Annotated in this window: 17 protein-coding genes; 6 read left to right on the top strand and 11 right to left on the bottom strand. The window is 74.2% G+C overall.

Annotated elements, in window-relative coordinates; genetic code table 11:
- Positions 1 to 4: 4 nt before the first annotated feature.
- Positions 5 to 1,825 carry a serine/threonine-protein kinase gene (locus SM611_RS11775; RefSeq protein ID WP_371949451.1) on the top strand — a complete coding sequence of 607 codons (1,821 nt, stop codon included), beginning with the start codon at positions 5 to 7 and terminating at the stop codon, positions 1,823 to 1,825.
- A gap of 49 nt (positions 1,826 to 1,874) precedes the next feature.
- Here SM611_RS11775 and SM611_RS11780 read toward each other — a convergent pair whose 3' ends face one another.
- The 8 genes from SM611_RS11780 to SM611_RS11815 all read right to left on the bottom strand — a co-directional run bounded on the left by SM611_RS11780 (position 1,875) and on the right by SM611_RS11815 (position 10,972).
- Complete coding sequence (locus SM611_RS11780) at positions 1,875 to 2,825, bottom strand: electron transfer flavoprotein subunit alpha/FixB family protein (RefSeq protein ID WP_371949452.1); 951 nt, start codon at positions 2,823 to 2,825, stop codon at positions 1,875 to 1,877.
- Between the two features lie 21 nt (positions 2,826 to 2,846).
- Entirely contained in the window at positions 2,847 to 3,626 is a 780-nt protein-coding gene (locus SM611_RS11785; protein WP_371949453.1) for an electron transfer flavoprotein subunit beta/FixA family protein, read from the bottom strand.
- 275 nt (positions 3,627 to 3,901) lie between these two features.
- Entirely contained in the window at positions 3,902 to 5,200 is a 1,299-nt protein-coding gene (locus SM611_RS11790; RefSeq protein ID WP_371949454.1) for a serine/threonine-protein kinase, read from the bottom strand.
- A gap of 15 nt (positions 5,201 to 5,215) precedes the next feature.
- On the bottom strand, positions 5,216 to 7,177 hold the full coding sequence (locus SM611_RS11795; protein ID WP_371949455.1) for a serine/threonine-protein kinase: 1,962 nt from the start codon (positions 7,175 to 7,177) through the stop codon (positions 5,216 to 5,218).
- Positions 7,178 to 7,228: 51 nt separating this feature from the next.
- Positions 7,229 to 8,056 carry a serine/threonine-protein kinase gene (locus SM611_RS11800; RefSeq protein ID WP_371949456.1) on the bottom strand — a complete coding sequence of 276 codons (828 nt, stop codon included), beginning with the start codon at positions 8,054 to 8,056 and terminating at the stop codon, positions 7,229 to 7,231.
- A 54-nt stretch (positions 8,057 to 8,110) separates the two neighbouring features.
- A complete protein-coding gene (locus tag SM611_RS11805) occupies positions 8,111 to 9,061 on the bottom strand; it encodes an acyl-ACP desaturase (protein ID WP_371949458.1) in 951 nt (316 codons plus the stop codon).
- 215 nt (positions 9,062 to 9,276) lie between these two features.
- Positions 9,277 to 10,059: an SDR family NAD(P)-dependent oxidoreductase gene (locus tag SM611_RS11810; RefSeq protein WP_371949459.1), complete on the bottom strand. Its 783-nt coding sequence runs from the start codon at positions 10,057 to 10,059 to the stop codon at positions 9,277 to 9,279.
- Between the two features lie 130 nt (positions 10,060 to 10,189).
- Positions 10,190 to 10,972 carry an enoyl-CoA hydratase/isomerase family protein gene (locus SM611_RS11815; RefSeq protein WP_371949460.1) on the bottom strand — a complete coding sequence of 261 codons (783 nt, stop codon included), beginning with the start codon at positions 10,970 to 10,972 and terminating at the stop codon, positions 10,190 to 10,192.
- A gap of 138 nt (positions 10,973 to 11,110) precedes the next feature.
- On the opposite strand from SM611_RS11815, the gene SM611_RS11820 reads away from it, so the two are divergent.
- A complete protein-coding gene (locus SM611_RS11820; protein ID WP_371949461.1) occupies positions 11,111 to 14,125 on the top strand; it encodes a DEAD/DEAH box helicase in 3,015 nt (1,004 codons plus the stop codon).
- Entirely contained in the window at positions 14,125 to 14,895 is a 771-nt protein-coding gene (locus SM611_RS11825; RefSeq protein ID WP_371949462.1) for an SWIM zinc finger family protein, read from the top strand. Before SM611_RS11820 ends, SM611_RS11825 begins: the two co-directional genes overlap by 1 nt.
- Positions 14,896 to 14,958: 63 nt before the next feature.
- On the opposite strand, the gene SM611_RS11830 is transcribed toward SM611_RS11825, so the two are convergent.
- Both SM611_RS11830 and SM611_RS11835 read right to left on the bottom strand, forming a co-directional pair.
- A complete protein-coding gene (locus tag SM611_RS11830) occupies positions 14,959 to 15,831 on the bottom strand; it encodes an alpha/beta fold hydrolase (protein WP_371949464.1) in 873 nt (290 codons plus the stop codon).
- Positions 15,832 to 15,882: 51 nt separating this feature from the next.
- A complete protein-coding gene (locus tag SM611_RS11835) occupies positions 15,883 to 17,049 on the bottom strand; it encodes a sensor histidine kinase (protein WP_371949465.1) in 1,167 nt (388 codons plus the stop codon).
- Positions 17,050 to 17,259: 210 nt separating this feature from the next.
- Here SM611_RS11835 and SM611_RS11840 point away from each other — a divergent pair, with 210 nt between their 5' ends.
- Positions 17,260 to 17,520: a helix-turn-helix transcriptional regulator gene (locus SM611_RS11840; RefSeq protein ID WP_371949466.1), complete on the top strand. Its 261-nt coding sequence runs from the start codon at positions 17,260 to 17,262 to the stop codon at positions 17,518 to 17,520.
- Positions 17,517 to 18,062: a hypothetical protein gene (locus tag SM611_RS11845; protein ID WP_371949468.1), complete on the top strand. Its 546-nt coding sequence runs from the start codon at positions 17,517 to 17,519 to the stop codon at positions 18,060 to 18,062. Before SM611_RS11840 ends, SM611_RS11845 begins: the two co-directional genes overlap by 4 nt.
- Here SM611_RS11845 and glgP read toward each other — a convergent pair.
- Complete coding sequence (glgP, locus tag SM611_RS11850; RefSeq protein ID WP_371949469.1) at positions 18,059 to 20,653, bottom strand: alpha-glucan family phosphorylase; 2,595 nt, start codon at positions 20,651 to 20,653, stop codon at positions 18,059 to 18,061. The two genes, SM611_RS11845 and glgP, sit on opposite strands and share 4 nt — an antisense overlap.
- 276 nt (positions 20,654 to 20,929) lie before the next feature.
- Between glgP and SM611_RS11855 the strand changes: the two genes are divergently transcribed.
- A partial coding sequence (locus SM611_RS11855; RefSeq protein WP_371949498.1) for a maltotransferase domain-containing protein occupies positions 20,930 to 21,073 on the top strand: 144 nt, incomplete at its 3' end.

Genomic DNA, 21,073 nt, shown 5'->3' on the forward strand with positions numbered 1-21,073 from the left:
GTTGATGGACGGGTGGCGGGTTCCCGGGTACAGCGAGCTGCGCGTGCTCGGCGAGGGGGCGCAGGGGCGGGTCGTGCTCGCGCGGCACGACGGGACCGGACGGCCGGCGGCGATCAAGTACCTCGGCGAGCGGCTCGCCGGGGACGCGGGGTTCCGGGAGCGGTTCCGGGCCGAGGCCGGGCTGCTGAGCCGGCTGCGCAACCCGTTCGTCGCGCAGCTGTTCGGCCTCGTCGAGTCGCCGGACGGCGCCGCCATCGTCATGGAGGCCGTGGACGGCGCGTCCCTCAAGGCGGTGCTCGCGGAGCGGGGGCCGCTGGAGCCGGAGGCGGCGCTGGCCGTCCTCAAGGGCTCGCTGCTGGGCCTCGCCGCCGCGCACGACCTCGGGATCGTCCACCGCGACTACAAGCCCGCCAACGTGATCGTGCGCGGCGACGGGCTGAGCAAGCTGATCGACTTCGGCATCGCGGTGGACGCGGGCGCGGCGGGACGGTCCGGCACGCCCGTCTACATGGCGCCCGAGCAGTGGCGGGACGAGCCGGCCTCCCCCGCGACCGACGTGTACGCGGCGGCCTGCGTCTTCTTCGAGTGCGTGACGGGGCGCCGCCCGTACACGGCCGAGGACCAGGCCGGGCTGATGGGCCGCCACCTCACCGCGCCGGTCCCGGCGCAGGACGTCCCCGAGCCGCTCCGCCCGCTGATCGAGCGCGGCCTGGCCAAGAACCCGTGGGACCGTCCGCTGGGGGCGGCGGCGTTCGTCGCGGAGCTGGAGTCGGCCGCGGCGGGCGCGTACGGGGCCGACTGGGAGGGGCGCGGCGTCCGCACACTCGCGGGCGCCGCCGCCGCGCTGTCGATGCTGTTCCCGCTGACCGCGCTCGCCCTCGGCTCGGGCGGCGCGGCCGCGGGCGCGGCGGGCGCGGGCGCGGCGGGCGCGAGCGGCGCGGCGGGCGCTGGTGCCGGTGCGGGAGCCGCCGGTGCGGGCGCGGGAGCCGCGGGGGCGGGTGCGGGGGGCGCCGGCGCCGCGGGCCAGGGGGTCGTCGGCGCGCTCGGGGCGAAGGGCGTGGCGGCCGTCGCGGGCGGCGCCGCGGCCGTGGCCGTGGGCGGCGGCGCGGCCGTCTACGTGGCCGTCGCGGACGAGGCGCCGGAGGCGAGGCCGGTCACCGTCCAGCTCGCCTCGTTCACCGAGCCGCCGCAGGACATCGGCGCCGGTGCGACGTTCCAGGCGCGCGGCCGGCTCGTGCGGGTCTCGGGCGGGGACGCCGCGCTCACCCGGAAGATCAACCAGGCGCTGCGGGCGCCGCTGGAGCAGCGCTGGGCCAAGGTGCGCAACGGATTGAGGGACACCGCCCGCGGCGGCTACACCGACGTCGTGACGCCGCAGGTCCTCATGCACAACGACCGGCTGGTGTCGGTCTGGTACACCGTCGCCCTGAACGGCGACCGCGGCACGGGCTGGGACCAGTCCCAGGCGGCGACCGTGGACCTGCGGTCCGGCGCGTCCTACCGGCCGCTCGACCTGTTCCGCGATCCGTCCGAGGCCGGCCTGAAGCCGCTGGACGCGAAGATCGAGCCCCATCTGCGCGGCGGCGCCTACTGCGCCGGCGACATCCTGGACGGCACCGACAACCCGTCCGCGTTCGTGAAGTCGGGCGACGTCACGATGGCCCTCACGGTGCAGGGGCTCCGTGTGGCCTTCTACGGCTCGCTGCTGGGCTACCCGTCGGCCTGCGGGCTGCAGGAGGCGGTCGTCCCGTACGCCGAGGTGAGCGGGATGCTCAAGCCGGCGCTGCTGAAGGCCGTCCCGTACCCGTCGCCCGCGCGCTCGTAGACGCGGGAAGGCCCCGGCGACGGGCGTCGCCGGGGCCGTCCGCGGGAGGTCACTTGCGCTTGGTGATCTCCTCGGTGAGCTGCGGCGCGACCTGGAAGAGGTCGCCCACGACGCCGTAGTCGACGAGCTCGAAGATCGGCGCCTCGGGGTCCTTGTTGATGGCGACGATGGTCTTCGAGGTCTGCATGCCGGCCCGGTGCTGGATGGCCCCGGAGATGCCGACCGCGATGTAGAGCTGCGGCGACACGGTCTTGCCGGTCTGGCCGACCTGGAACGAGTGCGGGTACCAGCCGGCGTCGGTCGCGGCGCGGGAGGCGCCGACGGCCGCGCCGAGCGAGTCCGCCAGGCTCTCGATGATCTTGAAGTTCTCGGCGCCGCCGACGCCGCGGCCGCCGGAGACGACGATCGCGGCCTCGGTCAGGTCCGGGCGCTCGCCCTTCTCCTGGACGACCTTCTCCACGATCTTCGTGGCCTTGTCGTTGTCCGACAGGGCGACCGACACCTGCTCCTCGGCCGGGGTGGCCGCGGACGCCTCGGGGGCGACCGAGTTCGGCCGGACGGCGATGATCGGCGTGCCGGTCTTCACCTTGGCGTGCGCGATGATGCCGCCGCCGAAGATGGAGTGCTCGGCGACGAAGCCGTCGGTGACGTCCACGACGTCGGTGAGCACGCCGGAGCCGGTCTTGACGGCGAGGCGGCCCGCGACCTCCTTGCCGTCGGCGGTCGCGGCCACCAGCACGGCGGCCGGCGACCTGTCCGTCACGAGCTGGGCGAGCAGCGCGGCCTTCGGCGCGACGACGTAGGAGGTCAGCTCCTCGTCGGCGGCCACGTAGACCTTGCCGGCGCCGTACTCGCCGAGCTTGTCCTTGGCGCCCTCGTAGCCGGGCCCCACCCATACCGCGGCGGCCTCGCCGAGCCGGTTCGCCAGCGTCAGCAGTTCGAGCGTGACCTTCTTGACCTCACCGTCGACATGGTCGACGAGGACGAGAATCTCAGCCATTGGTCCAGTCCCCTTCCCCGGTCAGACGAACTTCTTCGACGCGAGGAACTCGGCGATCTTCGCACCGCCGTCGCCCTCGTCGGTGGCGATCTCGCCCTTGGCGCGCGGCGGCGCCTCGGCGAAGTCGATCACCTCGGTGGCGGCGTTCGCCAGGCCCACCTGGGACGCGTCGATGCCGGCGTCGCCCAGGCCGAGCGTCTCGACCGGCTTCTTCTTGGCCGCCATGATCCCCTTGAAGGAGGGGTAGCGCGGCTCGTTGATCTTCTCGACGACGCTGACGACGGCGGGCAGGCTCGCCTCGACCCGGTCGAAGCCGTAGTCGGTCTGCCGCTGCGCCTTGACGGACGTCCCGTCGATCTCGACCTTGTTGGCGAGCGACACCTGCGCGACGCCGAGCCGCTCGGCGAGCATCGCGGCGAGGACGCCGGTGCGCGCGTCGGTGGACTCCGAGCCGAGGATCACCAGGTCGAACCCGGTGCGGCCGAGCGCCTGCTGGATCGCGTAGGAGGTCTGCAGCGCGTCGGAGCCGGCGAGGCCGTCGTCGATGAGGTGCACGGCCTTGTCGGCACCCATGGCCAGGGACTTGCGGATCGAGTCGGTGGCCTTGTCGGGGCCCATGGTCAGGACGGTCACCTCGCCGCCCTGGGCCTCCTTGATGCGCAGCGCCTCTTCGATCGCGTACTCATCGAGCTCGTTGATGACGCCGTCCGCCGCGGCGCGGTCGAGCGTGCTGTCATCGGACTTCAGCTTGCGCGGGCTCTCCGTATCGGGAACCTGCTTCACCAGGACGACGATGTTCATGGCCGGTGGCCGACCTCCCTGCACTCAGTTGGCCGCTGGGTGAGCGGCAGAGGGGCGCCGCCCATGACGGGTCGACGCGGACGTGCGCTTTCGAAGTCACAGCCTGCCAAATCCCCGAACGTCCTTCGGACCCGGGTCCCTGATTCGGCCGTGCGCGATCAATGTTACTCGTCAGTAGCCCGCTGGCAAATCCCAGTTCGTGAGACCTTACCCACGCATCCGGGGCGTTCACGGGCCTTTCCGCGTCCCGAACCGGACGTGACGCACTTCACGCCTCACCACCGGTTGACGGCGTGCTGCAGGCGGTCCATCGAGGTCTCCAGCGTCTGCTGCAGCCCGTACATCGGGGCGAAGCTGGGCGTCAGCGTCATCGCCCCGGCGCCGGCGAGCAGCGCGAGCACGCCGAGCCCCACCACCGCGGCGGCGATCGGCCGGGGCCGCCGCGCGAGCGGCAGGAACATCCGCTCCAGCTGCCGGCGCGGCCCGTGCACGCCCGGCGCCGTCCACAGCACCGCCGCGCCGGCCCCGGCGCCGAACGCGCAGGCGGTGAGCGAGTCGATCGTCCCGCCGACCGCCGCGGCCGCGGCGAGCGCGACCGGGACGGCGACCGTGAACGCCGCCGCGTACGGGACGGTCAGCAGCGTCCGGCCGAAGGCCCCGGCCCAGCCGCGCGCCCACGTCCCCACCGGCGTGCCGGCGAGGCGCAGCAGCGTCACGGCGGCGAGCGACAGCACGAGCCCCGCGACCGGCGCCATGATCACGACGGCGACGGCGATCACCACGACCATGGCCGCGAGCAGCCGCGCCCAGCCGAGCGCCACCGCCGTCTCGGGCGCCCTGGCGTCCCCCCGCGCCCGCGGGACGGACGGGAGCGGGCGGTCCGGCCGCTCGGGCGCCGGACGCGGCGCCGGGACGGCGGCGGGAAGGTCGAGCCGGGACGCCGCCTCGGCGAGCTCCTCCGCTGCCGGGCGCGCACCCGGATCGGGGTGCGAGGCGGCCTCCACCAGCGGGCGCAGGCCGGCGGGCAGCGCGCCGGCCGCGGCGTCGTGCCGCCCGGTCGCGGCGAACGCCACCGTCGCGGCCCACGCGCGGACGTCGCCGGACGCGTCGGCGCCCGCGGCGACCGCGGCGACCGCGAAGTCGATGACGACGGGCGCGTCGTCCACGACGAGCACGCTCCCCGGCCCGAGGCCGCCGTGCGCGAGGCCCGCCCGGTGGATTGCGGCGAGCGCCCTGGCCAGGCCGGAGGCCATGCGGCACAGCGCGTCCCCCGCCATGGGGCCGTGCTCGGCGACGGTCTCCGCCAGCGGACGGCCCGGGACGAACCGGGACACGACGTACGGGCGCGGGCCGCCGGGACCGCCGGGGCCGCCGTCCAGGACGTCCACCACGTAGGGGCTGGCCACCTCGCGCATCCGCGCGACGTCGGGGACCGCGCCGGGCGGGAGCAGCCGGATCGCCACGTCGCGCCCGTCCGGCCCGGCGGCGCGGTGCACCGCGCCGCGCCCCTCGCTCAGCCGCCCCAGCAGCCGGTACGGGCCGATGTGCTCCTGGCGGCTCGTCTCACCGTTCATGGGGGACGGACCCGCTCACATGCCGGGGATGCCGGACACGAGGTCGCGGACGTCGCTCCGCAGCCCCTCAAGGCTCTGGCTCATCCCGTCCAGCGGGGTCGTGTCGGGCGGCTGCCGCTGCGACAGGCTCACCAGCACGCCCGCGAAGATCCCGAGGATCAGGGCGGCGGCGAGGGCGGCCCCCGCGCGCGGCAGCAGCGCGCCCCAGACGCGGGCGAGCTGCCGGCGCGGCGCGCCGCTGCCCGGCGCGAGGCACAGCAGCCCGATCACCGCCATGGACGAGTACGCGATCGCGTTCGAGGCGGTCATGTCGGACTGCGCGAAGATCAGCACGCCGAGCATGATCAGCCCCGCGATCAGGCTGAGCGACGTCCACAGGACCGTGGACATCAGCGCGGCCGGCAGGTGCAGCGGCGTCCGGAACGCGGCGGCGACGGCGTCGCCGGAACGCGGGCCGCGCCGGGTCTGGCGGCCCTCCATGCCCTTGGCGGCCTTGTCCCCCGCCCGCAGCACGAACACGCCCGCGATGGTGACGCCGAGGGCGAGCAGCGGCGCGATGTTGGCGAACCCGAGCAGCGCCACGAGGACGATGAAGCTGAGGACCCGGTACCAGCCGTAGGGCTTGCGGCGGTCACGGTCGGCGCGGTCACGGTCGGCGCGCTCGCGGTCGGCGCGGGCCTGGTCGGCGACGCGCCGCTGCGCGTCCTGCGCGGGCTGCTGCTGCGGGTCGTACGGGCCGCGCTGGAGCGCGCCCGGTGGCGGCTGGTTCGGCGGCGGGCCGTACGGCGGCGGGTATCCGCCCTGGGCGTAGGGGTCGGCCGGGACGTGGCCGCGCTGCCCGAACTGCTCGCCCGCCTTGAACCGCGCGGGCGGCGGCGGGCCCGGCGGTGGCGGCGGCGGAGCCGCCGGCGGCAGCTGGCCGACGAAGTCGCGGGGCTGCGCCGGGACGGGCGCGGGCGTCGGGACGGCCGTCCCGCCGGGGGCGGTGGGCCGCGCCGGGACGTCCCCGGACCGGGAGTCCCGCGGACCGGCCGGCGGCATGGAGAACAGCCGGGAGTGGTCGGGGGCCGGCTCGTCCAGCGACGTGCCGGCGGCGGCGCCCGCGGCGGCCGCCGCTCCCGCGCCCGGCCCCGGGTAGTGGTGGTCGACGCGGGTCTGGTCGGTGATCGTCGCTTCGAGGTGGATCCGCCGGGTGAGCTGCACCAGGTTGACCGCGGTGGGACGCTCGGCCGGGTGCCGCGCCATCGCCGACCGCAGCACGGGCAGCAGCGCGTCCGGCACGCCCTCCAGGTCCGGCGCGCCCTGCATGATCTTGTAGAAGATCGACTCGAAGGTGCCGGAGCCGAACGGCGGCCGGCCCGTGGCGGCGTAGGCGACCGTGCCCGCCCAGGCGTGCACGTCCGACGGCGGGCCCGCGTCCTCGCCCTCGATGATCTCCGGGGCGAGGTAGCCGGGCGTGCCGATGACCATCCCGGTCGCGGTGAGCCGGGTCGCGTCGGCGGCCTGCGCGATGCCGAAGTCGATCACGACGGGCTCGCCGTCCACCAGCATCACGTTGCCGGGCTTCATGTCGCGGTGCACGATCCCGGCGCCGTGGATCGCCGACAGCGCGGACGCGAGCCCCACCCCGAGCCGCTGCAGCCCCGGCCCGTAGATGGGCCCGGCGTCCTCGACGACCTCTTCGAGCGTGCGGCCGGGCACGTACTGGGTCACGATGTAGGGCTGGTCGGCCGTCACGTCGGCGTCGAGGATCTCCGCGACGTGCGGGCTGTGCACCCTGCGCATCGAGTCGACCTCGCGGGCCAGCCGGCGACGCGCCGTGGCGTCGCCCGCGACCGCGGGCCGCAGCACCTTGATGGCCACGTTGCGCCCCTCGGGGTCGGCGCCGAGGTAGACGACGCCCATGCCCCCCTCTCCCAGGGTCTGCTGGACGCTGTAGTGGCCGATTCGGTCCCCGGACGTGACGGCTCCCTTCATCGTTTCCGAAACCCTACCCTCGCCCATCCGGCCCGGAAGATCTAATCCGCATCAGGCCGCCGCCCCCGCGGAGGGACGGCCCCCCGCGCCTCCCGGCACCGGGGAGAGGGCCCCGGCGAACCAGCGGGCGGGCGGCCGTGCCGCCGGATCGCGCCGCAGCGCCGCGCGCAGCAGCCCGGCCAGCCGCTCAGGGACGCCCTCCAGGTCGGCCTCGCCGCGCAGGATGCGGAAGCACACCCCGTGCAGCGAGCCCCGCCCGAACGGCGGGCGGCCCGTCGCCGCGTACGCGACGGTCGACGCCCAGGAGAACACGTCCGACGCGGTGGTGGCGCGCTCCCCCTCGATCAGCTCGGGGGCGAGGTAGGCGGGCGTCCCGACGACCATGCCGCGCCGGGTGATCTGCTCGGCGCCGGACTCGTGCGCGATCCCGAAGTCGATCAGGGTCGGCCGGTCGCCCAGCACGATGACGTTGCCGGGCGACACGTCGCGGTGCAGGACGCCCGCGTCGTGGACGTCCCCGAGCGCGAGCGCCAGCCGCCGCGCGAACCGGACGAGCCGGTCGCCGCGCAGCGGCCCGTAGGCCGGGATCAGGTCGTTCAGCGGGCAGCCCGGCACGTACTGCATGACCACGTGCGGCCGCTCCGCCGTGATCGCCCCGTCCAGCAGGCCCGCGACGTAGGCGCTGCGCACCCGCGCCTGCGCCCGCATCTCGCGCGCCAGCCGGTCGATCGCCTCCGGCACCCCCGTGAGCTCCGGGACCAGCTCCTTGACGGCGACCTCGCGGCCATGGGAGTCCATGGCGAGGTACACCACGGCGGTGCTCCCCCGGCCGATCTCGTCCAGCAACCGATACCCGCCCAGTCGCCGATGTTTCCCCATGTCCCCTTTGACGCCGGAAATGGGGGTCGCGTTCCCCTGAGCGGGCCTCCGCGGTCAGCCCTGGCGCGCGGCCTGGCGGGCGCGGCGCTCCTCGCGGCGGGTCTCGAACTTGGTGGCGGACGCGTCGAGCTGCTCCAGGAACTCGGAGAGCTCCTCGCGGGCCTTCTCGCCGTCGCCGGACAGGTCGGTGCGGTCGAACACGCCCCACTTGCGCAGCACCGGGACGAGGACGTCGTCGTGGTGCAGCCGCAGGTCGTAGATGCCGGCGTTGGCGATGATGACGGACTTGCGGAGGAAGCCGTCGATGCTGTGGCCGGGCATGTGGAACGTCGTGACGACGTCGGTGATCGCCCGCATCGTCTCGTTCGGCGCGGCCTCCAGCGCGGCGCCCAGCAGGTTCCGGTAGAAGATCATGTGGAGGTTCTCGTCGGCGGCGATGCGGGCCATCATCTGCTCGCAGACGGGTTCGCCGGACGCCTTGCCGGTGTTGCGGTGCGACACGCGGGTGGCGAGCTCCTGGAACGACACGTAGGCCGTGCCGTGCAGGAACGAGTCGCCGTGGTCGGCCTCGTAGCCGGCCTCCATGTGGTGCATGCGGGCGCGCTCGAGGGCGACCGGGTCGACCGCGCGGGTCACGGTGAGGTAGTCGCGCAGGGCGATGCCGTGCCGGTTCTCCTCGGCCGTCCAGCGGTTGACCCAGGTGCCCCAGGCGCCCTCGCGGCCGAAGACGGTCGCGATGGCGCGGTGGTAGCCGGGAAGGTTGTCCTCGGTGAGCAGGTTGACGATGAGCGACTCGCGCGCCTCCGGGGTGACCTTCGACTGCTCGATCGACCAGGGCTCGCCGTCCAGGGGCCCGTCGAAGTCGCGGCCCTCGCTCCACGGGACGTACTGGTGCGGGAACCACTCCTTGGCCATCGACAGGTGCCGGTTCAGCTCCGTCTCGACCACCGGCTCGAGGTCGAGCATGAGACCGGTCTGGAACTTCTCTTCGGGGGTCACGGACATGGGTTTCCTTCGCTGGACGACGTGGTCTTGCCGGACGTGCCGCCGCGACCGCGGCTCGATCGGGGCGCCCAGCAGGCCCTACACAACTTACTCAAGCGTAGGTTCGATCGTCGCCACTCACCGTGACCCCCGTCAAGTCGCCCGCGCGACAATCAAGGCCCGGGGTCTTTTGTAGACCTGAGCAAGAACGCGTGACGTCTTGTCACCGCGCGTCGTCACCGCGTGTCGGCGGCCTGGTGCCACATGCGGTTCACGGCGGCCCTGAGCAGCGGCCTCGGGACGAGCTTCAGCGCCGGGAGCGCCGCCTTGTACTGCATGCCGGGGACGCACAGCGCGCGTCCGGCGGCGACCGCGTCCAGCCCGGCGCGGGCCACGTCGTCGCGCCGCAGCCACAGCAGGTCGGCGGGGCCGTGCGCGCCGGGCCGCTCGTCCTCCGTCCGGGTGAAGCCGGGGCACAGCGCCGTCACGTGGACGCCGCGGCCCGCGACCTCCGAGTGCAGGCTCTCCGAGAACGACGCCACGTACGCCTTGCTCGCCCCGTAGGTGGCACTGCCCGGGGACGGGGCGAACCCGGCCATCGACGCGACGTTCAGCACCCCGCCCCGGCCGCGCGCGACCATCCCGGGCAGGGCGGCGTGCGTGAGCCGCACCAGCGCGGTCACGTTCAGTTCGATCTGCGCGAGGTGGTCGTCCAGCGGCAGGTCCGCGAACGCTCCGAACGCGCCGTACCCGGCGTTGTTCACCAGCAGCTCGACCGGCTCGGCGCGCAGCCGGCCCTCCACCTCGGCGCGCTGCGCGGGGTCGGTGAGGTCGGCGGCCACCACCTCGACGGCGACCCGGTACCGCTCGACCAGCTCGCGGGCGAGCCCGTCCAGCAGGTCGGCCCGGCGCGCCACGATCACCAGGTCGGTGCCGCGGCCGGCCAGCAGGCGGGCGAAACTCTCCCCGATCCCGCTGGACGCGCCCGTCACGAGCGCGGTTCGGTACGCGTGTCGCATGGCGGGAGATGCTAGCGGCCGGCCCCCGTGAACCCCGGCAGCACACCCAAAAACACAAATAACGGTTTAACCGTCATTCATCACGGCGACGGCCTGGCTCCGCACGTCCCCGACGGGCGGGAGCGGGCGTTCAGCGGCCGCTGAACTTCGCCTTGCCCGGGCCCTCCTCCATGAAGCTCTTCATGCCGTTGGCCTGGTCCTCGGTGGCGAACAGGGCCGCGAACTGCGTCCGCTCGATCTCCAGGCCCGTGTCGAGGTCGACCTCCAGGCCGCTGTCGATGGCCTGCTTGGCGGCGCGCAGCGCGATCGCGGGGCCGCCCGCGAACGTCGCGGCCCACTCCCTGGCGGCGGTGTAGACGTCGGCGTCCGGGACGACCCGGTCGACCAGGCCGATCGCGAGGGCCTCGTCGGCCTCGACGTGCCGCCCAGAGAAGATCAGGTCCTTCGCCTTGGCCGGGCCGACCAGCCGGGACAGCCGCTGCGTGCCGCCCGCACCGGGGATGATGCCGAGCTGGATCTCCGGCTGCCCCACCTTCGCGCCCTCGCCCGCGACGCGGAAGTCGGCGGTCAGCGCCACCTCCAGGCCGCCGCCGAGCGCGTAGCCGGTGATCGCGGCGATGACCGGCTTCGGGATCGCGGCGAGCGCCTTGGCGAAGTCCTGCAGGAGGCGCGAGTGGCCCGCCGACATCTGCGCGTAGGACATCGGGGCCATCTCCTTGATGTCCGCGCCGGCCGCGAACACCCTCTCCCCGCCGTACAGGACGACCGCGCCCACCGCGTCGTCCTGGGTGACCTGCCGGGCCGCGTCGATCAGCTCGCGCTGCATCTGCGCGTTCAGGGCGTTCATCTTCGGGCGGTCCAGCCTGATCGTCGCGACCCCGTCCTCGACCTCGACCCGTACGAACTCGCCCACGGCGACCCTCCTGTGCAAACTCGGTGGCGGACGTCCCGAGCCTAACCAGAGGGCCGCCGTGCGTGAGTGGCGCCCGCCGGTTCGGGCGACGGCTGTGACGACCGGTGATGTCGGAGGCTGCTGGTAGCTTCGGGGACCATGCTCGTCGCCCACGCCACCTGGCATGGCGGTGCGCTCTGCCTGTGGGCCGAGCGCACCGGCGCGTACGAGCCCTCCGCGGACGTCCACCCGTTCGCGACCTGCGACTTCGGCGGGACGTCCTACGAGCCGCTCGTCCGGACGGCGTTCCGCGTCGAGCTGGCGATGTCGCTGCCCACGATCGGCGACCACCCGCTGCCCTCGGCCGAGCTGGGCCCCGAGCCGGTGTCGGAGGAGCCCGGGCTGCGTCCGTGGCGGGTTCCGGCGCTGGTCCTCGAACCGTTCCCCGCGATGGCGCTGCTCCAGGCCGCCGAGCACGGCGCCGACGTCGTCCCCGGCACCGACCTGCGGTTCCTGTGCCTGCTGGCCGAGGAGGCCGTGCACCTCGCCTCGCGCGGGCACGTCCTGCCCGCCCTCCTGCGCGAGGACGGCGACCTCGTGGCGCGCTGGCGCCCGGTGATCGACGACCCGGCGCGCTTCCGCGCCCTGGCGCGGGCCATGCCGGCCGCCTGCCGCGCCGCCGACGGCGGGCGCCCGGCGGCGGGCGTCCTGCGCGAGGCGCTGTCCGCGCTGGTCGACACCGCCGTGCGCGGCGTCGTGCCGCATCCGCTGCTGGTGTCGCGGCGCAAGGAGCCCGACCGGCTGCCGCTCGCCGAACGCTGGGTGCTGGCGCTGACCGGGCCGTCCGCCGCCGTCGCCCGCGAACCCCGCGACGACCCCGCCGACCTGATCGCCGAGCTGGACGCGTGGGCCGCCGCCGCGCGCCGCCCGTCCGGCCCGCTGCGCGTCTGCTTCCGCCTCGCCGAGCCGGGCGCCGAGGAGTTCGGCGACGCCGGAGAGGCCGGCGACGCGGTGGAGCCGCGGGACGACGCCTGGCGGGTCGAGTTCGCCCTCCAGGGCACCGACGACCCGAGCCTCTACGTCCCGGCGGCCATGGTCTGGGGCGGCGAGGCCGCCTCGGTCCCCGACGCGGAGGAGACGCTCCTCGCCGGGCTCGGCCGCGCGCTGCGCCTCTTCCCCGACATGGCCCCGGCCCTCGACGGCCCGTCCCCGCGCGAACTGGTCCTCGACACGGCGGGCGCGTTCCGCTTCCTGCGCCAGGCCGCGCCGATGCTCGCCGCCGCCGGCTTCGGCGTGCTGCTCCCCCAGTGGGCCGGCAAGGCGAAGCTCGGCATGAAGCTGACGACCGGCGGCGACGACCCGGAGGCGTCGTCCGGGTCGGCCGCGCCGTCGGGCTTCGACCTCAAGGCCATGGTCGACTTCCGCTGGGACCTGGCCATCGGCGACGCGAGCATCGACGAGGCCGAACTGGAGGAACTCGCCCGCCTGAAGACGCCCCTCGTCCGGCTGCGCGGCCAGTGGGTCGAGCTCGACGAGCGGCAGCTGGAGGCGGCCCTCGACTTCCTCCGCAACCCGCGCCGCGGCCGCATGACCGCCGCCGAGGCGATCCGCGCGATCGTCCACGCCGGCGACGAGGACCTCCCCCTCACCGGGGTCGACGCGCGCGGCCCCCTCGGCGACCTGCTGTCGGGCGAGGCCGACCGCCGCCTCACCCCCATGCGCACCCCGGACGAGCTGGACGCCCAGCTCCGCCCCTACCAGGAGCGCGGCCTCGCCTGGCTGGCCTTCATGGACGGCCTCGGCCTCGGCGCCCTGCTCGCGGACGACATGGGCTTGGGCAAGACGGTCTCGGTGCTGTCACTGCTCGTCCACGAGCGGGAGGGCGGCGCCCGCCCCGCCCCGACGCTCGCGATCCTGCCGATGTCGCTGGTGGGGAACTGGCAGCGGGAGGCGGCGCGGTTCACCCCCAAGCTGCGCGTGTACGTCCACCACGGGACGGGGCGGCATCGCGGCGAGGAGCTGGCCGAGGCCGTCGCGGGCGCCGACCTCGTCCTGACCACCTACGGGACGGCCGCGCGCGACGCGGAGACGCTCGCGCCGATCGAATGGCGACGGGTGATCTGCGACGAGGCGCAGGCGCTCAAGAACAGCGGGACGCGACAGGCCAGGGCGGTGCGGAGCATCCCGGCGCGCACGCGGATCGCGCTCACCGGCACCCCGGTCGAGAACCACCTCACCGAGCTGTGGTCGATCATGGAGTTCGCGAACCCCGGGCTGCTCGGGCCGCGCGCCGAGTTCCGGCGGCGGTTCGCGATCCCGATCGAGAAGGAGGGCGACGAGCAGGCGGCGCTGGCGCTGAAGAGGGCGACGGGCCCGTTCGTCCTCCGCCGCCTCAAGACCGACCGGTCGATCATCTCCGACCTGCCGGAGAAGCAGGAGATCAAGGTCTACTGCAACCTCACGACCGAGCAGGCGTCGCTCTACCGGGCGACCGTGGACGACATGCTCCAGCAGATCGCCGAGGCCGAGGAGACGAAGCGGCGCGGGCTCGTCCTCGCGACGATGGCCAAGCTCAAGCAGGTCTGCAACCACCCGGCGCAGCTGCTCAAGGACGGCTCGCGGCTGCCCGGCCGCTCCGGCAAGCTCGAACGGCTGGAGGAGATCTGCGCCGAGGTCCTGGAGCGGGGCGAGAAGGCGCTCGTCTTCACCCAGTACGCCGAGTTCGGCTCGATGCTCCAGCCGTACCTCGCGGCGCGCCTGGAGCGTCCCGTCCTGTGGCTGCACGGCGGGACGTCCAGGCAGGCGCGCGACGACCTCGTCCGGCACTTCCAGGACGACGCCGAGCCCTCGGTCTTCCTGCTCTCCCTCAAGGCCGCCGGGACGGGCCTGACCCTGACCGCCGCCAACCACGTCGTGCACGTCGACCGCTGGTGGAACCCCGCCGTCGAGGACCAGGCCACCGACCGCGCGTTCCGCATCGGGCAGACCCGCAACGTCCAGGTCCGCAAGTTCATCTGCGTCGGGACGATGGAGGAGCGCGTCGACGAGATGATCGAGCGCAAGAAGGCCCTCGCCGAGTCGATCGTCGGCACCGGCGAGGACTGGCTCACCGAGCTCTCCGTCGCCGAGCTCCGCGACGTCCTGCGCCTGTCCCCCGAGGCGGTGAGCGACTGATGGACGAGGGCATCAGGGCCCGCAACAGGCGCGGGTCGATCGGGACGCAGTGGTGGTCGCGCCGCTTCATCGACCTCGTCGAGTCGTTCGCCGACGCGGGCCGCCTCCAGCGCGGCCGCACCTACGCCCGCAAGGGCCACGTGTTCGACCTGAGGGTCGAGCCGTACGAGGTGAGCGCGAAGGTGCGGGGCTCGGCGCCGGACCCGTACGAGGTGGCGCTGACCATCGACGCCATCGGCGCCGACGACTGGCGGGCCGTCGAGAAGGAGCTGGCGTCCCGCGCGGTGTTCCGTGCCCGGCTCCTGGCCGGGGAGATGCCGCCCGAGATCGAGTGGGTGTTCGCCGAACTGGGCCTCGCCCTCTTCCCCGGCTCGGCGTCCGACCTGCACCTGATGTGCGACTGCCCCGACTGGGGCGACCCGTGCAAGCACGCGGCGGCGGTCCTGTACCTGCTCGCCGAGGCGTTCGACGACGACCCGTTCCTGATCCTCCAGTGGAACGGGCGGGGCAGGGACCAGCTGCTCGGCGCGCTGCGGCGCGCCACCGCGACCGAGCCCGACCCGCTGTCCATGGAGGACGAGCCGCTCACCGCCGCCGGGTTCTGGACGCCGCCGTCCGGGCTGGCCCGGCTCCGCGAGCGGCCGCCCGCGCCGCCCGTCCCGCCCGGTTTCGTCCTCCAGGTCGCGACGCCGCCGCCGATCAGGATCCGCCGCCGCGCGCTGACGGACGTCCTGGCCCCCGCCTACGAAGCCCTCGCCGAGGGCGACTAGGCGGGGGCACCGGGCTCCGGTCGGCTCCAGCGAGGCTGAAGACGGCTCTGCTCGGCGGCCTCGTCAGCCGGCGCCGCCGAGGATCTCGCGGAGCCTGCGGGCGAAGGCTTCGGGCTGCCCGGTCTGGCCGAACTCGCCGCCGAGAAAGCCGCCGTGGTTGCTGGGGAACACCGCCGCCTTCCCGCCGAGCAGGTCCGCCGCCGCCACCGAGGTGCGGGCGGTGAGGGTGCCCTCCGACTCCTCGCCCACGGCGATCACGATGCGCGTGGGCGCCGCGGCGAGGGCGGCGGCGTCGGGCCGGTAGTCGCTGACCGCCCACGACCGGTCGGAGAGCAGCGGGTCGTCGCGGGTGCCGTCGTCCTCGGCGGGCATCCCGAACATGGCCGGGTCCGGCGCGGGCTGGGCGAAGAACTCGTCGGTGAACTCGCCCTGCCACGACGTCATCGCGATGAAGGCCGCCATCGCGGCGCCCCAGCCCTTCTTCTCGTACACGTCCCGGACGCCGGCGCGGGCGCGGGCGGCGGCCTCGGCGTCGGGGAGCACCGCGATGAGCGGCGGCTCGTGGGCGACCAGGACGGCGACGTCGTCGGGGTACGCGGCCACGAGGGCGAGGGCGGTCACCGCGCCGCCGCTGCTGGCGAACATGTCGACCGGCCCCGCGCCGAGCGCCGCGATGACGGCGTGGACGTCGGCGGCCTGCACGACGGGGTCGTGGTCGTCCCGGCCGTCCTTGCGGACGCTGCGGCCGAGGCCGCGCGGGTCGTAGGTGATCACGGTGCGGTCGCCGAAGTGCGAGGCGAGGGTGCCGAAGCCGGTGGCGTCCATGGGCTGCCCGATCATCACCAGGGGCCGCGGCCCGCCGGCGACCGGCAGCGGGCCGTGGACGTCGTAGACGAGGTCGGCTTCGGGCGTTTCGAGAGTCTGCACGGTAGTCATGGCCATATCGACCAGGTCAGGTCCGGAAACTCATCGGTCCCCGCGGCCGGTTCAGAGCGGGAGGTGGGCCCGGACGGTGAAGCCGCCGTCGGGGCCCGCGGCGGCCTCCAGGGTGCCGCCCAGGGATTCGGCCCGGTCGCGCATCCCGCGGATGCCGCTGCCGTCGCCCGCCGGCGAGGCCGCTGGGGTTCCGTCGTCCTCCACGCTGACGGTCACGCCGTCGTCGGTGTAGCCGATGCGGACGGCGGCGGCGGACGCGGTGGAGTGGCGGGCCACGTTCGTGAGCGCCTCCTGGACGATGCGGTACGCGGCCAGGTCGGCCTCGGCGGGCAGGGTGCGCGGCTCGCCCACGACCTCGGTACGGATCTCCAGGCCGGCGGCGGCGATGCCGTGCGTCAGCTCGTCCAGGCGGGCCAGGCCGGGTGCGGGAGAGACGGGCGCCGCCTCGTCGACCCGGCGGAGGACGCCGAGGGTCGCGCGCATCTCGCGGAGCGTGTCCTTGCTGGCCTGCTTGATCGCGGTGAGGGCGGCCTCGGCGCGTTCGGGCTCGCGGCGCAGCCCGTGCAGCGCGGCGGCGGCCTGCACGTTGATCAGCGAGATGTTGTGGCCGAGGACGTCGTGCAGTTCGCGGGCGATGCGCAGCCGCTCCTCGACGGCGCGGCGGCGGGCCTCGGCCTCGCGGCCGCGCTCGGCGACCCGGGCGCGCTCCTCGGCCTCGCGCAGGTAGGCGCGCCGGTTGCGGACGACGCCGCCGATGGCGATGACGGCGACGAACCAGCCGGCGAGCAGGAAGGACGCCGCGTCCGCGAGGTGGTTGATGTCGTCGCGCCGGTCGGCCTCCACGGACGCGGCGATCGAGAGGCCGGCGAGCACGGCGGCCGTCGCGAGATGCCCCTCGGCCGCCGCCGTGTACAGCGCGATCACGAAGGTGATCACGAGGGGGCCGTCCGGTTCGGTCAGCGGGTAGAACAGGCCGCAGGCGACGAGCGTGACGACGGCGACCGCGACCGGATGGCCGCGGCGGAAGTACAGCGCCCCGCACCCGGCCGCCATCAGCGTCCAGCCGTAGACGGGCATCCGCGTGGGGGCGCCCGTCCGCGTGGACACGACCGACAGCACGGCGAGGACCGCGAACGACCCGCCGGCGAGGAGCGCGTCCGCCGTGCGCCCGCCCGGCAGCCGCAGGACCGGCCGGTCACGTCGGTTCGCTAGTCGCACATGTCCATCCTGCCAGGATCCGCCCGCTTGCATCTCTGCGATGAAATGTAGTACTCCTACTATCAACAGATAGAGAGCTACGACGATCGATCCGAGATCCCGTACAGAAGGGGAGCGCATGAGCGAACCGGTGGTCAGGGCGCGGCACCCGCGGACGCGGTACGGCCGCGCGGGGCGCGTACCGGTGCGGGCGGCGCGCGGGGACGGGCCGTGATCCGCAAGACCGGCGCGGCGTCCGCCGACAAGGAGGCCGTCCACAACAGGATCCCGGTGCTCAGGGCCGAGCGCGGCGTCTCCCGCCGCGACCTGGCCGCCGCACTGGGCGTGCACTACCAGACGGTCGGTTACCTGGAACGGGGCGAGTACAGCCCCAGCCTGCACCTCGCCCTGCGCATCGCCGAGTACTTCGAGGTGCCGGTCGAGGTCGTCTTCTCCCTGAAACCCTTCCCGAGGATCGGAGGCACGTCATGACGAAGCGCGCGGACCGTCGCGCCGCCCTCGACGAGGAACTGGAGCGCCGGCTGCCCGCCCGTTACGCCCGGCGGCGGCCCCGCCGGATCCTCGCCGGGGCGGGCGCGGTCACCCTGGGCCTGTTCTGGGTGGACGCCGCCGTGTCGTGGGCGCTGGCCCCCAGCGACACCGCGATGATCGCCAACTTCGTGATCCTCGGCGTGCTGGTGGTGGTCGGGTTCCCGCTCGCCGGCCAGCTCATCGCGGTCACCCGGGGGCTCATCTCCAAGCGGGAGCACGAGCTGGACGAGCGCCAGCTCGTCGCGCGGCTCCGCGCGTTCGCGTCCGCCCACCGGGCCACGACCTTCGTGCTCGTCGCGGTGCTGGTCGCGACCATGATCGCCGACCGCGACGGCCGCGAGTCGCAGATCCCCGGCGCGGCGGTCTTCCTGATCCTGTTCGCCCTGCTGGCGACGCACGTCCTGCTCCCCCTCGTCGTCGCGGCCTGGCAGGCGGCCGACCCGCCCGACGACGAGGAGGAGGACGAGGGCGTGGCGGTCTAGCGCAGGTCGCCGTTCGTCATGCCCTGCGGGGCGGGCGGCAGCGCGACGAGCCCCATCTCGGCCCGTCCCGACAGGAGCGGGTGGGTCGGCACCACCCGGACGCTGTAGCCGAACGCGCCGCTGCGCCCGAGCGGGACCTCCCCGGTGTAGCGGCGCCGCCCGTTCTCGGCCGGCTCCACCTCGTCCAGTTGCAGGTAGTCCGGGTCGACGAGCGCGTCGGCGTCGTCGACCCGGCCGTAGGCGACCTCGACGGCGACATCCTCCGGGTCGAGGCCGGCGAGGTTCACGACGACCCGCACCGCGAGCCGGGCGCCGACCTGCGGGCTCTCCTCCCCGTTGGACTCGACGTGCTCGACGGCGACCCCCGGCCACGCCCTGCGGACCCGCTGCTTCCACGCCGCCAGCGCGCGGGCGCCCGCGTACTTGTCGGCGACCATGGCCTGCTCGGACGCGGCGGCCGGGGTGTAGAGGCGCTCGACGTAGTCGCGCAGCATCCGGGACGCGAGCACCTTCGGGCCGAGGGTGGCGATGGTGTGCTTGACCATCTCCAGCCAGCGGCGCGGCAGGTCCGCCGAGTCGCGGTCGTAGAACGTGACGGCCACGTGGTCCTCGATCAGCTCGTACAGCGCGGCGGCCTCCAGCTCGTCGCGCCGGTCGGGGCTGGACAGGCCGTCGGCGGACGGGATCGCCCAGCCGTTCTGGCCGTCGTACCACTCGTCCCACCAGCCGTCCAGGATCGACAGGTTGAGCCCGCCGTTCAGGGCCGCCTTCATCCCGGACGTGCCGCTCGCCTCCAGCGGGCGCAGCGGGTTGTTCATCCACACGTCGCAGCCCTGCACCATGAGCTGCCCGAGCGCGATGTCGTAGTCGGGCAGGAACACGATGCGGTGCCGGACGTCCTCGGAGTCGGCGAACCGCACGATCTTCTGGATGAGCCGCTTGCCGCCCTCGTCCGCCGGGTGCGCCTTCCCGGCGATGACGATCTGGACGGGGCGCTCCGGGTCGAGCAGGATCGAGCGGAGCCGGTCGGGGTCGGTCATCATCAGCGTGAGCCGCTTGTAGGACGGGACGCGCCGCGCGAACCCGATCGTCAGGACGTCGGGGTCGAGCGCGTCGTCGATCCAGGAGACCTCGGCCGCGCTGGCGCCGCGCTGCCGCCACGACTCGCGGAGCCGGCGCCGCGCGTCCTGCACGAGCCGGCGCCGCAGCAGGCCGCGCATCCGCCAGATCTCCGCCTCGGACACGGCGCGGACGCCCTCCCAGCCGCGCCCGGTCTCCATTACCGACGGCAGCTCGCGGGCGGTGAACTCCAGGACCTCGCGCGCCACCCAGGTGCCCGCGTGCACCCCGTTGGTGATCGAGCCGACGGGCACCTCGCCGGTGTCGAAGCCGCCCCACAGGCCGCCGAACATCTCGCGGCTGACCTCGCCGTGCAGCTCGCTGACACCGTTGACGCGCTGCGCGAGGCGCATCCCCATCACGGCCATGTTGAACACGGTGCGGTCGCCGCCCGGGTAGTCCTCGCTGCCGAGCGCGAGGACCCGGTCGACGGGGGCCTGCTCCTCCTCGTTCGCGCCGCCGAAGTACCGGCTGATCAGGTCGCGGGGGAACCGGTCGATGCCGGCCGGGACGGGCGTGTGCGTGGTGAACACCGTGCCCGCCCGCGTCGCCTCCAGGGCCTCGTCGAACGTCAGCCCGTCCTCCGACACCAGCTCGCGGATGCGCTCCAGGCCGAGGAACCCGGCGTGGCCCTCGTTGGTGTGGAACACCTCGGGCTCGGGGTGCCCGGTGATGCGGCAGTAGGCGCGGATCGCCCGCACGCCGCCGATGCCGAGGAGCATCTCCTGCAGCAGCCGGTGGTCGCCGCCGCCCCCGTACAGCCGGTCGGTGACGTCGCGCGCCGCCTGGTCGTTGTCCTCGACGTCGGAGTCGAGGAGCAGCTGCGGGACGCGCCCGACCCGCGCGAGCCACACCTGCGCGTGCAGGTCGTGCCCCTTGGGGAGCCCGATGGCGACGCGGACCGGCGTCCCGTCCCGCTCGCGGAGCAGCGTCAGCGGGAGCCCGTTCGGGTCGATCGGCGGGTAGCGCTCCAGCTGCCAGCCGTCCGGCGACAGCGACTGGGAGAAGTAGCCGTGCCGGTACAGCAGTCCCACCCCGAGGATGGGGACGCCGAGGTCGCTCGCCGTCTTCAGGTGGTCGCCGGCGAGGATGCCGAGGCCCCCGGAGTACTGCGGCAGCGCGGCGGTGATGCCGTACTCGGGCGAGAAGTAGGCGATGCAGGCGGGGCCGTCCGCCCGCGACTGGTACCAGCGCGGCGCGGTGAGGTACTCGCGCAGGTCCTCGGCGGTGTCCTGGAGGCGGCGCAGGAAGCGCCTGTCCTCGGCCAGCCGCGCCAGCCGCTCCGGCGCGACCTCGCCGAGCAGCCGGACCGGGTCGTGGTGGACGGCCTTCCAGAGCGCGGGGTCCACGGCGCGGAACAGATCGAGCGTCTCGTGGTGCCACGACCAGCGCAGGTTGAGGACCAGCTCCTCAAGCTGCCGGAGCGGCTCGGGAAGGACGGTGCGGACCGTGAAACGTCGGATTGCCTTCACACAGAGCCACGCTATGCGCTCGGATCGCGTGAGCGCGACGGCGGGCAGCGGACCGTCACTTCCCGGATCGGTCGCCCGGCGGGCCGCCGGGGCCGCGAGAACCCCCGCCTGCGCAGGGACTTCGGCCCGTCCGGTCCCTCACTTTCCGCGATCGGAATGCCACGTAAAGTTATCCAAAACTACAGGGCGGTAGGAGCCGCTATGCGGGCATGGGACGTTTCGTAAGTCTCGCTCGGGTAGGGGTGACACATGCACGTCGAGTCCGGAACGTCTTGTATGACCGGCTTTCCGGGGCTAGGTCGCATTCCGATTCTGGACGTGGCGCCGGTGGTGGGGTGCGGGCGGTGGCCGGCGAAGGCCGTGGTGGGTGAGACGGTCGAGGTGTCGGCGACGGTGTTCCGGGAGGGGCACGAGATGCTG

The sequence above is a fragment of the Actinomadura monticuli genome, from assembly GCF_041463655.1.
GTDB lineage: Bacteria > Actinomycetota > Actinomycetes > Streptosporangiales > Streptosporangiaceae > Spirillospora > Spirillospora monticuli.